This window comes from Pararcticibacter amylolyticus (assembly GCF_003130405.1).
In the GTDB taxonomy this organism is placed as follows: Bacteria; Bacteroidota; Bacteroidia; order Sphingobacteriales; family Sphingobacteriaceae; genus Arcticibacter; species Arcticibacter amylolyticus.
On sequence record NZ_QEAS01000014.1, the window covers coordinates 99,307 to 112,306 of the forward strand.

At 43.6% G+C, this 13,000-nt stretch carries 7 protein-coding genes and 1 tRNA gene; 3 read left to right on the forward strand and 5 right to left on the reverse strand.

The genetic code is table 11. The annotated features are described in order from the left end of the window. Positions 1-18: 18 nt before the first annotated feature. The 3 genes from serS to DDR33_RS16995 all read left to right on the forward strand — a co-directional run bounded on the left by serS (position 19) and on the right by DDR33_RS16995 (position 2,588). A complete protein-coding gene (serS, locus tag DDR33_RS16980; RefSeq protein ID WP_109416998.1) occupies positions 19-1,290 on the forward strand; it encodes a serine--tRNA ligase in 1,272 nt (423 codons plus the stop codon). A 115-nt stretch (positions 1,291-1,405) separates the two neighbouring features. Beyond that, a tRNA-Pro gene (locus DDR33_RS16985) sits at positions 1,406-1,479 on the forward strand. Positions 1,480-2,348: 869 nt separating this feature from the next. Beyond that, the gene (locus DDR33_RS16995) at positions 2,349-2,588 is read left to right on the forward strand and encodes a DUF2007-related protein (protein ID WP_109417000.1); all 240 of its coding nucleotides are present in this window, start codon (positions 2,349-2,351) and stop codon (positions 2,586-2,588) included. Positions 2,589-2,901: 313 nt separating this feature from the next. On the opposite strand, the gene DDR33_RS17005 is transcribed toward DDR33_RS16995, so the two are convergent. The 5 genes from DDR33_RS17005 to DDR33_RS17025 all read right to left on the reverse strand — a co-directional run bounded on the left by DDR33_RS17005 (position 2,902) and on the right by DDR33_RS17025 (position 12,997). Then, a complete protein-coding gene (locus DDR33_RS17005; RefSeq protein WP_109417002.1) occupies positions 2,902-3,906 on the reverse strand; it encodes a DUF4973 domain-containing protein in 1,005 nt (334 codons plus the stop codon). Between the two features lie 19 nt (positions 3,907-3,925). Next, positions 3,926-6,013, reverse strand: coding sequence for a RagB/SusD family nutrient uptake outer membrane protein (locus DDR33_RS17010; RefSeq protein WP_109417003.1), 2,088 nt, complete (start codon positions 6,011-6,013; stop codon positions 3,926-3,928). A gap of 12 nt (positions 6,014-6,025) precedes the next feature. Then, positions 6,026-9,106 (reverse strand): SusC/RagA family TonB-linked outer membrane protein, encoded by a 3,081-nt coding sequence (locus DDR33_RS17015; protein WP_109417060.1) that lies wholly within the window; start codon positions 9,104-9,106, stop codon positions 6,026-6,028. 23 nt (positions 9,107-9,129) lie between these two features. Further along, on the reverse strand, positions 9,130-10,524 hold the full coding sequence (locus tag DDR33_RS17020; RefSeq protein WP_109417061.1) for an IPT/TIG domain-containing protein: 1,395 nt from the start codon (positions 10,522-10,524) through the stop codon (positions 9,130-9,132). Between the two features lie 901 nt (positions 10,525-11,425). Beyond that, entirely contained in the window at positions 11,426-12,997 is a 1,572-nt protein-coding gene (locus DDR33_RS17025; RefSeq protein ID WP_158280781.1) for a hybrid sensor histidine kinase/response regulator, read from the reverse strand. Positions 12,998-13,000: the final 3 nt, after the last annotated feature.

The window sequence follows — 13,000 nt, forward strand, 5'->3', positions numbered from 1 at the left end:
TGTTCAAAAATTACAACAATGCTGCAAGTTAGTTATATCCGCGAAAACCGGGAAAAGGTTTTAGAACGATTGTCTGTTAAAAATTTTAAACAGCCTGAGCTGGTAGATGAAATCATCTCCTTAGATGAAGAACGCCGTCAGACACAATCGCAACTGGACTCGACCTCCGCGGAAGCTAATTCTATTGCAAAACAGATTGGTGAGCTGATGCGCCAGGGGCAGAAAGAACAGGCTGAAGGGTTGAAGGCTAAGAGCCCGGCGTTAAAGGAAAGAGTGAAGGAACTGGGCGACAAGCTGGCATCACTTGAAGAAAAGCTGCAAAGCCAGATCGTATTATTGCCTAATCTGCCTCATACTTCCGTCCCAAAAGGTGTTTCAGCAGAAGATAATGAGGTGGCTTTCGAGTACGGTGAAAAGCCTTCTCTTCCTGAGAATGCTCTTCCGCATTGGGAACTTGCAGCAAAATACGACATCATCGATTTTGAGCTTGGCAACAAAATTACAGGAGCCGGATTCCCGGTATATAAAGGAAAGGGAGCCAAACTGCAAAGGGCGCTGATCAATTTCTTTCTTGATCATGCAGAAGAGGCGGGATACCGTGAAATGCAGCCTCCTATAGTGGTGAATGAAGCGTCCGGCTTCGGCACCGGGCAGTTACCCGATAAGGAAGGACAGATGTATCATGTCGGAATTGACAATCTGTATCTGATCCCTACGGCAGAGGTTCCCGTCACGAACCTTTACCGCGATGTGATCCTTAAGGAAGAGGAACTTCCGGTGAAGAATTGTGCATACACGCCTTGCTTTCGCCGGGAGGCAGGATCATATGGCGCTCATGTGAGAGGGCTTAACCGCCTGCATCAGTTTGACAAAGTTGAAATTGTACAAATATCTCACCCTGAGAAATCATACGATATCCTGGAAGAAATGAGCGCTCATGTGCAGTCACTTTTGAAGAAACTGGAACTGCCCTATCGCGTGCTGCGACTCTGTGGCGGTGATATGAGCTTTACTTCCGCACTTACGTACGATATGGAAGTTTGGTGTGCCGCGCAAGCGCGCTGGCTGGAGGTATCCTCTGTATCTAACTTTGAAACGTTTCAGAGCAACAGGCTCAAGCTACGCTTTAAAGGAAAAGAAGGCAAAACGCAGTTAGCTCATACTTTAAATGGAAGTGCACTGGCGTTGCCAAGGATCGTAGCATCCCTGCTTGAAAATAACCAGACAGAGAAAGGTATCCGGATTCCAGCTGCACTGGTTCCATATACGAAGTTTGAATGGATTGATTAATCCTGTTAATAATTTGAAATAAAAAAGGACAGTAATTGCTGTCCTTTTTTGCTTTATTTCTACCAATAATTAAATTTGTCGCATCATTGCCTTTCAGAGCACTGATATAGATATTCGGGGTGTAGCGCAGCCCGGTAGCGCGCGTCGTTCGGGACGACGAGGTCGTAGGTTCGAATCCTGTCACCCCGACTTACAGGGCAAGTCAAAAAATTTGACTTGCCCTTTTTATTTTAGCTTAAGCCATTTATAGTCAATGGCTATACACCTGATTCATTTTCCGCAATATAGAATTCTCTTTGATCCAGGCAATCCGCAATCCAGACGTATTAGCATTTTATAGTGCGTCCAGCTCAATTGCGAACACAGTGCGTTCGCAATTGTGAATGAACTGGCGATTTGCAAATTTTCCGGCACGCCGGTTTCGCGGAGAAATGGAAGACCGCCACTTTTAGCCTATCCACCTGGCATCTGTGATAGCTAAATTTTGAGACAAATCAACAAAAGATTGAACAGATTACGCAGGAGCTATTTTCTAATTTACTCCTGAATTCATTAGAGTTCAGCAGTTTAGATCACTATAAGCCAAATACTCGCCAGGTGGCCTTTAATATTGGCGCACTTTGTCATACTGCAGGAATTGCTTATCAAGCCAGTGCCGGAGATCATTGTAATGCAGAATATCAAAGCAACGAAAGCCATACTTTGCAAAGAACAACTCTGTAAAAAGTTAATATGAAAATTAGTCAATTTGTTAAGGCCTTGGGGATTTTTCCTCTATTCCTATACTTTTTAGTTACATCAATCTGGGATCTTTCTGCAGTAACGAAACATTACATCTTAGCTTTCGTGATTTTAACGGGCTCGGTCTCAATTTTTCTAAGGAGGAGGGAACTACAAGAGAAAGGCAAACATACTTTCCTAATAATGGCCATTTGCCTGGTTGCTACAGCTCTGATTTTCTATTTCCAGGGAAAAGCAATCGAGTAAAATGGCAACTTATTGGCGGACGTGCGAATATTTATCAGATTCAAACACAATTATTAACGTAAATAGATAAAATGGAAAATAGAGATGAATTAGCCCCGGTTGAAGTATTTGCCGGAGATTATTGGGAAGCCAGTATCATAAAAGAGATGCTTGAAGACAATAATATTCGTGCTTTCTTTAAAGATGAAATATTGGGAAGCATTTTACCCCACTATGTTGCAGCAGGCGGAGCAGGAGCTGTTAAAATAGTCGTTTCAAAAAGTGAAGAGGCAGAATCATTAAAAATAATAAAAGAATACAAAGAAGCTTAATAAAGATGTATGGATTTATGCAGTATTGGATGTATGGCGATTTTTGCAACTGTAAGTACTTTCATTTAATTGTGCTTTTATGAAATGGATGCAATTAAGAATGTACCTTTGTTTGACGTCGGGGATAGTGTCAATCTCACTGGGCTTGTTTCTTTTTATAACTCATTATGATAGAAACATTAGTCACTTTTTTATAAAGTGTGGAGTGATATCAGAAGCAGTGTTTGCGTTGCTTTTTATTTGGAATAAAAGAATAAATCAAAAAAAAGGCCTCTAGTCAATTAGAGGCCTTTTTTACGTTTAATCTAATCTCTTACCATTGAATTTGTTGATCCTCATCGGGGATCAGGGTATTAAGGTCGCGCTGCATGGATAATGTACCCTCAACCTTATATTTCAATCGTTGTCCGGGGATTGTGGTATAATCCTCAAACTCGTACGACAAAAACATTGTAATATAAATATGCTTCAGATATGGACGCTTCGCATCCCATTCCTCATTCTTAGTATAATAAGACTGGTTTGCGCCTATCTTAAATTTGTTGTTTGCAGCATTATCACTCCAGATTTCCAATTTCTTTTTACCAAGAACTATTTGATCATCCGTAAACTTCACAAATACTTTATAATTTTTGCGGTCCAGATATTCAATATTGCGTATTCCGGCATAGAGAAAAATCGTTTTATTGTCTACCACAAAAGCCCTGTGTGAGTTCAATGTCAAAGGTTCATCCAGATTCCCGTCAAGGAACACCTTATATAGAGTACCACCGTATTCACCGGAATAATCGTTAAACGGGGTAATATGCAGCATAGCCCTTCGGTATTGTTTGTGCGGATTAGCTTTATAATCATACGAAGGATCATCTAAAATCTGAAGCGGCAGTACCCATTTATCAACCTGATCCAGATCGCCGAGAGTAAAGTCGATGGGTATTGTAACGGTGCTCGCTCCCGCCGGAACTTCTATCGTTTCGGGCATGCTGTAATATTTACTATCCAGCTGCCTGAAATACAACTCCTGCCTGTGCCCATATTCTTCCTGGTTTAACCTTGCCAGCGTATCAGGATCCAGACCGATATGTATGATACGGTTTTTAGTATTCGGCGTTGACCCACTGATAACAAGCGGAAGGTTAAACCTTACCTTACCTTCCGGATTGTAACGCAAGTAAGTCGATGTCACTCCCAGATCATTCGACTCTGCTCTGAATGATGCCATCTGAACGAATTGCTCGTCTTCCCATTCATCATTACAGGAGACTAAGCCTACCGCAGTTGTTATTGCTAGAAATAATATATATATAGTCTTTTTCATTGTCGCAAAGTGTAATTGATTATTCGGGATTCGTCCAGCCTGGGTTTTGAACCAGTTCTTTATTACGTCTGAGTTCAGCAAAATTAATGGGCCAGAACCACATCTTAAGAGTAAAAATAGATGGCAACGAGGGCGTTTCAACCGGCGTATGAAAAAGATCGCTCTGAGTTTTAGTGGCATAGGCGTTAAACCCATAAACCGGGGCTGATTCCTCTGCCGGCGCATCCGTCCAACGGCGTAAGTCAAAGAACCGGTGTCCTTCGGCAAACAATTCGACCTGGCGTTCCCGTTTTAATTTAATACGGAATTTATTCGCATCTGAATATACGTCACTGGTATAATCAGGCAGTCCCGCACGAATACGAACAGGCTGAATCCCTTTCTTCATTTCCCCGATATCCCGTGAGATCGCATATGTCTTGCTACCATCCCAGGAAGGAATGTTATAGGATCCGTTCAACTCATTTAAGGCTTCTGCATAGATTAGCAGTACTTCTGCATAACGGATCGCAGGGTCAACCTTTTTTGTCAGCCGGGTTTGATCGTACCCGGTAGGAGTTATATTACTGATATCATCCGGGTGTACATACTTCTTTATGCCAACTCCTGTGCGGGGCCAGTATGTTGTATTCTTATATCCGTTAGGATCACCCCGGTAATAGAAGATCTGTACATTCTTCTTTTCGTCCTTTGAAGGGTCTGCATTGAGGAGGTTCCAGGTAGAACCGTTATACGAAACCGAAGCATAAAAGCGAGGCTCACGGCGTGCAAATTGTTTATTTACACCAACTCCCAATGCACCTAATTCCGGATAAGCATTCGCTGTTATTTCAGCTTGTGATACATAGCCTGTTGCCCGTTTGGCCGTATTGTACCGGCCTTCGTAACCTTGTCTCCCTGCGTACATATCGTTCATTCCCGGTATATCGGTTCCATCATTCATATAATATGCATCAACCTGTTTCTGCGTCATACCATGTGAATTATATCCCTTGCCTTCAAGACGCGGTAACTGATGTAAAACCATAACATTTACACCTTCACCTCCCTGGTTCTGACCGCGGGTAAAGATCAGTTCCGGATTCTGATAAGCAGGAACTGTCCCGTTAAACAATGCCCGGTACGACTCATAAGGATCGATGTCTTTCCAGCCCGAAGGCCAGTTGCTGTTTGAGAATTCATTGTCAACAGGAGGAGTAACAGTTGCAGGATACGCAATATCTCCGGTTTCTTTTCTGAAAGAAACATACAAATGGTATTGCCCGAGATCCATTACATCCTTTGCAGCAGCAGCAGCCTTCGCCCATTTAGATTCGTCATATACTCTTGAAAGTAAAGGCTTGCCGTCTTTATTAACCATTGCCGTAGCTACTTCAACAGGAGCTTTTCCATTTGCAAGGGGGCTGGCTGCAAATAATAGTATCCTGGCGCGCAAGGCTAAAGCAGCGCCACGGGTAGGCCGGGCAACATCCTGTATTCCTTGAGAAAGAAGCGGGAGTCCCTTAGCTGCCTCAACAAGTTCGCCCGAGAGATAATCAGCACATTCCTCGTATGAATTTCGAGGCAATGCTAATTCATCATACTCTTTTGTATAATCAATGCCTTCATCCGGCACAATAGGCACAGGGCCAAACGTACGAAGTAATATCCAATAGAAATAAGCCCTTAAAAACCGCGCCTGCCCCTTAAGGTTTGCTATTTCGGCTTCAGTAAACGTCTTATTAATATCGATGTTATTCAGAAATACAGAAGATTGCCGGATGCCCTGGTAGGCTACATTCCATATGTCATCGCTTTCGCCATTTAAACCACTTTCACTGTATTGTCCGTATTTCCATTTCATGTACCGGTCGCTTTCATCACCGAAATACATATCATCTGCGAAATTGAATGGCACAGCTTTCTTGCTGCTGACATCCTGCATATAATTATTTCCAAGATAATTGTATGCCCGCGCCAGCCACCGATTGGCATAATCCGGATTAGTAAACACATCCTCTGTCGTCATCCGCTCATCAAAGAGATAGTCTGAGTCAAGATAATTGGAGCACCCTCCAATGATTAAAAATGACGATGTTAATGTTAAAAATATAATGATTCTTTTCATATTACTCAATGCTTATAAACTGACTGATACTCCTAACGATAGCGTCTTACTCAGCGGGTACTTTTTACCATCCGAGCTGCCCATTTCCGGATCCCAAAGCTTGAAATTAGTGAAAGTCAACAAGTTAGTTCCTATCAGAAAGAAGCGAACTGTATTAAGATGAGCTCTGTTGACCAAAGCCTTTGGAAGAGAGTAACCAACATCAAGCGTTTTCAAGCGAAGGTAAGAACCGTCCCTAAGCCAGAATGTGGATGCCCGGTAATTATTGGAATTGGGCCCGTATGTAAGGCGTGGATAATCGGCATTGGGATCTTCGTTTTCTCCTAATACCCAGCGATTACTGTTCGCCAGATCAGCTAATACATTTCCCCATCCGTCTCCACCCTGGAACATATAAACCGAAGAACCATTGATAAAATAACTGGATTTCCCCACCCCCTGGAAATGGACATTCACGTCCAGTCCTTTCCAACTGGCAGAGGCTCCAAATCCATAAGTCAGATTTGGTCTGGTTGTCGCGCCAATCGCCACTATATCATCATCATTCACAATACCATCCCCATTCACGTCTTTGTATTTGATATCACCAGGCATCACATCACCGAAGGTTTGTCTAGGACTAGTGCGGATGTCGTCATAGTCTTTAAACAAACCGAGATCCACCAAGCCCCTGGCCTGGTTTACCCGATGGCCTTCCTGTAACTTGTACCAGTAAATTGTATTTTCCTCGTCTCTTTCAATAATCTCATTCTTGCTATAGGTAATATTGCCACGTAAGGTGAGGTCAACCTGGTTAAGTTTCTGCTTGAGCGTAAAATTTCCATCGAATCCACGCGCTTTTACTTCCCCTACGTTTGCAGACGGACTACTCTCCAGCCCCGTAATTCCTGGAAGAAATTTACGCGCCATATAGATTCCTTCTCGATGCTCATAAAAGTAATCGACAGCTCCGCTGAATTTATCGTGAAACAATGAATAATCAATCCCTAAGTCCTTTTTTGTTGAAATTTCCCATGAAACATCGGGAGAGGATATTGACGAATAACGCATTCCATCCCACGGAAGTTCTAAAGACTCAAAATCAGCAAATTGATAACCTCCACCAGTCATTTGCTCGATTGAATACAGATATGGAAACCGTATATCGTTGCCGTCAGCATCTTTCCCTAAAACATCATTACCCGTTTTTCCATATGAATAGCGGACCTTCAGCATATTCAACCAATCCAGGTCTTTCAGGATGGGCTCCTCTCCAATATTCCAGGCACCCGAAATTGCAGGAAAGAATCCGAACCGGTAATCTTTATGAAAGTTCTCCGAACCGGTATACCCGAAATTAAAATCAATAAAATAACGTGATTTCCAGTTATAATTGGCACGGCCTGCCAGTCCCTGATTTCTGCGCGAAATTCCATTTTTGAGGTCGGTACCTATATTCTGGGTGAATACTTTTGACCCCTGACTATATTTCAGAACTCCCCCCAGGTTATGGGATCCGAAACTGCGGTTATAATGAGTCTCCCATTCAAAGAACTCCCGTTTGTCACCGTCGGAACCTGACGACTGAGTCATTTTTTGTTCTTCTGCTACGCGAGTAAATACCAGTTCACCATCATTGCGAAAACGACTGGCGTTCCATACTTCAGGACGCTTAAACCGTTTAATCCAATTGGTATTGTACGTGTCGTATCCGAACCTTCCTAAGAACCGAAGTCCTTTCGTAATGAAATCCAGCTTTTGATCCAGGTTTAAAGTAGTTTGGATATTATTCGCCCAACTTTGATTGTATCCGGTCATGGTACCCTGCACCCAGGGATTAAGGTTATCATCCTTCCCTGTCCATGACGGCACTCTCCCGTTCGAGTACATCAGAGGCATCATGATCGGATTATATCCCATCAGCGAGGTCCAGATCGCATCCGTACCCACTCCTGGATCATTCTGTTTCCGCAAGGAGCCCGAAACACCTCCACTCAGCAAAGTGGTTTTCGTAATATCCATATCCACACTCAAACGATAGGTATACTTGTGGAAATTGGTATTGGTATTATAGTTTTTCAGGGCATTGTCTACTTTGTACATACCCTCCTGGTTCTGGTAGCTTCCTGATATATAATAGCGGGCGGTTTTCCCTCCCCCACTCAAATTCAGAAGACTACGCTGGCTCTTTGCTTCATCACGAAGTAAAACCCCCATCCAGTCTACATTGGGAAACCGGTCGGGATCCAGCCCAAGGCGAAGTAATTCAAGCTCTGTCGACGAAAAGAGAGGCTGCTCGTTTCGGGCAATCTTCGCTTCATTGGCCATGGAAGCATAAGTGTATCCGTCAGCAAATTCCGGCAGTTTGGTCAACTGGTTATAAAAGCCTTCTACTTTGGCGTTGATGTTCACCTTTCCTTCTTTACCCCGCTTGGTCTTAATCAGGATAACGCCGTTGGCACCCCTGCTGCCATAAATGGCCGTTGCGGAAGCATCTTTCAATACCGTAAAAGATTCTATGTCTTCTACGTTGATTTCGTTCATGTCGCGTTCAAAGCCATCGATCAATACCATTGCAGCATTGCTGGCGCCGAATGTTGAAATACTACGGACCCAGAACTCGGAAACACTCCCGGGACGCCCGGAAGTTTGCATAGCCATGATGCCAGGTACCACTCCAGCCAAACCGTCTGCTATGGACGTAGTGGGATTCGACTTGAGACGCTCTACATCCACTGTCGTAATCGCTCCCGTGACAGCGATCTTTCGCTGTGCGCCGGTCGATGTAATCACTACTTCGTTAAGCGCACTCGCTTTCGTTTCTTTCATTACAATATTGACAACGCGCTGTTCTTTCACCAGCACTTCCTGCTTTTCAAAGCCAATGTATGTAAAGACCAATGTTTGATAAGCGGGCATCTTTATCTTATATTTTCCATTTACATCTGAGATGGCTCCTAATCCCGGCATGTTGGCAATGGATATGCTCACTCCTATGAGTGGTTCTTTGTTTGCGTCGGTTACGAGTCCCGTTACTATCACCTGTTCCTGTGCCCGTATGTCAAAGGAAAGCCCCAGTAACACGATACAGGTTAATAAAATAAATTTCTTCATTGTCGAGTATAGGTTTTCATTCATTAATCTTCTTTTGCGATTTTCCGGATCACCCAATTGCCGGTATCACCGATATAAAAACAGCTCCTCTCTTCATCGTAGACAATTGCCTGAGGGGTATTGAAACGAGCTTGCAGTCGTAAATCCCCGTTGGCATAGCCACTTGTTCCATTATTCCCCCGTCCGGCGAATGTGCTTACCCTAGACTGTGGCGTCAAAATACGAATGGCATGGTTAGTCGCATCGCAGAAATAGAAATCATACAGATCATCTTCTCCCGATTTTTCATAATCCGGATTTTTCACAAACACACCTTGTACGGGGTTACTCAGACGCGCGGCCGTGCCGACTCCATCTGCATAGCCTGCAGTTCCTGAAGCTCCACATACGGTATAGGGAATTTTGAATATTTTCTTTTCCCGGTCGTAATCGGTACGCATAATATAATGCTTTTGATTTGCGATCAAATAGGCATAATCTCCCGATGGATGGACAACCATATAAAAAGAAACTCTCGAGTCCGGAGTTGTGAACGCCAGTTTATCTTCCTTGGTATTGAAATCATATCTCCGTACTTCAGCTGTATAATATTTTGAATAGTATAATTCTCCGTTTTGCGGATGGATCATCGTGCCGTTCACACTCCGGGCATAAACCGGAATGGGGTCTCTTTGAAGAAAATTGGATGAACGCGAAAATATGTAATTGCCGTATTTGGTATCGCTCCCCTGGTTATCAGTAACAATCATGTCCCGGTTCCCGTCAAGCCGCCAGTTGATCATGGAGACCTGTGTCATATTCGTTTTGAAGATACTCACATATTTATTTTCGAAATCAATCAAACGGGCATTATTCTTATCACCTGAAAAATAAAGACGATTATGATTCAAAGGATCAAATGTTAACCAGAGTATTCCCTTGAACGCTCCGCAATCGTCAAAAGGCCCTTCCTTCTCCTTGTAATCGGTCTCGACTTCATACTTTGTCCCTAAGAAGGTAGAAACAAGAAATTTCTTTATGTAAGTTAACCTTTCTTTTGCTGCCGCTTGGGCAAGTTCCGCCTTGTTATCATCCAGAACACTTACTTTTATATCTCCATCATACGCCTTCATCGGAACGATGCAATACAGGCTATTACTGCTCACCTTGACAACTTTGGCTATCTGGCCCCCAACGGTTACTTTTATTTTAGAGAGATCACTTCCAAAGTTCTCACCGTATATGACCAGGTCAGTTCCTGACCCTCCTTCCTTAGGAGAAAAATCGGTGACCAATACCGGCTTAGACGGATCGTACCCAACTTCCTGTTCCTGCTTCACGTCATCTTCTTTACAGTGAGCTAAGCAAAAAGCGATCAGCACTAGCAACATCCAATGGATCTGCCGCCGCTGAGTTCTAACATTGTTTTCTAACTTCATATACATACTTGATTGGCCCGGTTAATCCGGGGTTAATTTTTTGTGAAATATTCCTGATTTGTTGTACGACTTAACCAGCTGAGAGTATTTGCAGTAGCTAATCGAGGCAATACATTCCTACCGCAGCGAATGAGCAAAGAGCTACCCTCCTGCGTTCATAAACGGAACACTGGTACAGATATGCAGGCATTCCTTTTCCGCGTACGCGTCATGACCGCTTGCGGACCGGATTACCTGATAAAAACAGAACTATCTTTGATTGTCGTTGCCGGGAAGGTTTGAATAGAACTTTCATTTTCGTCCACGACAACTATTCATCCGAAAGCTTATCTAATGGATAAGCTTGATCCGGGATTGTCTTTACTGGGAGTAATTGTTTATCATATTAATAATTTAGCTTGAAATTTCTGGATTTAATTGGCTTCGGTGATTCTAATGTGAATCATCCATCTGAAACAAACAACTTATTAATCATGTGAGGAACAATTTATTAATTGGCTACTAAATCGTTTTTGCAAAAAATGTCTACAAATGGCTTATTTTGAATTGGCGTCGTTTTTGTAATATATGCGAATCATCCGGATGTCACTGAAGATATTCTTCCATCTAATTCTTCAGGTCCCGGAATAGATCCATGATCCAAAGTAAAGAAATGACGCCAGCATTATCTGTTCAAACTTTTGTCGATTCGTCTCAAAATTCAGACACGTATACGTAATACTAATACAAATGAGAGTGAGCGGACAACGCCGTGAGCTGATCTCATTTCCAATGAATAATGAATGCCTGCTACAATCAAAGGGAGGGTATGGAAGTCATCTGCCAGATAACATTAGATCTAAGGTTAGATTGAAATGCCCGGGCCAAACCACCGGGCAGTATGCTCGTGCACAATACAGGTTTACAAGGGCAGTGAAATCCGAAACTCTGCGCCCCCATCGTTCCTTACTTCAATTTCCCCTCCATGCGCACTGACGTATTGTTTTACGATAGCTAGTCCCAAACCCGTACCATTCGCCTTGTTCATTGTTACAAAAGGTTCGAAAAGACTCTTTTGAAGCCCCGGAGGGATACCAGGACCGTTATCTTTCACTGAAATTATCGCTCTTCCTTCCGACGGATCTGCTATTGCAGTCAGGTGTATTGAGGGGGTTTCAACATGGTTGTCAAGCAGAGCGTCTACAGCGTTATTAACGATATTAATAATCACCCGTCTCAGTTTACTCTTATCTCCATGCAGCACGATGTTCTCTTCGGAATGGACATCGATGTGTATAGATTCAAAACCGCCCCGCATTTTTACGTAGACAAGAGATTCATCCAACAGAGATTTCAATGGAACCGGCTCGGTTTTTACAGGGGTGTCCTTAATGAAATCGATAAAGTCATCAAATATTTCAGATGCCTGAGCGGCTGATTTATCGATCATCTCCAGCCACTCGTTATCCAGCCCCTCTTCCCGCATCAGACTCGTAATGACGCCGATATTCTTTATAGGAGCCCGCAGGTCGTGCATTACCATCCCGATCGCCTTTCCTGCAACAGAAAGTTTCTCCCGCTTCATCAGCTCTTCATAAAGCTCTGCATTCCGGATCGCCTGGGCTGCATTTTGAACAAACAGCTTAAGCAGGTACATTTTTTCAGTTTTCAGCCTGCCGGTATTTTTAAGTACCGCGAAGATGGAGTAACAGTTCAGCCGGGCGAGCACAAGCTCGTCCACCTGGATGACTTCATCGGGTGCGATGTGAAGATCTTTCACCCGGCTTATAAGCTCCTGCAGATTCACTTTTTCTTCTATCGCTCCTATAGACAGGATCTTTTCGTAGGAATAATCGTCGTGCAGCTTCCCAAGCAAAGCCATATCCGTTTCAAGCGTTCCGGAAAGCTGATCGAGAATATTCTTTAACAGGGTGTTAAGCTGCCGCTCATTTAATCCGATAGACGCAACCGACTCTATCAGGCTTTCCAGATTTCGGAGGCGATTATAATCGGTCACAGCTTTTGTAGCCAGCTGAATGATCTCTTCCGACGCGTAGGGCTTACAGTGATATCCCACATTCTGCCCTGCCAGCTCGACGATCTCATCTATTGAACGGTCCGTAAATGCCGTAATGAAAATGATCTCCGCTTTACTGTCGTATTCCCGGATCTTGATAGCTGTTTCAAGTCCATCCCATCCGGGCATCCGCATGTCTAAAAAGATCACAGCGTAAGGCTTCCCTTCAGATACCGCCTTCTTCACTTTTTCAAGCCCCTCTTTCCCGCTTGCGGCCTTGGCGACCGTGAACAAGGGAATACTGCTGCTTCTCGGCGCAAGTATAGGTCCCGGGGCATCCCCGAACAGGATACTGGCGGCATCATTCATAAGGCCCACCTCCGAAGAATGTTTTCTGGGCAAGAGGATCTCTTCTATATTGTCTCTTACAAATTCTTCGTCATCTATAATTAACACGGCAGTGTTTGCTTCTTTCATCCT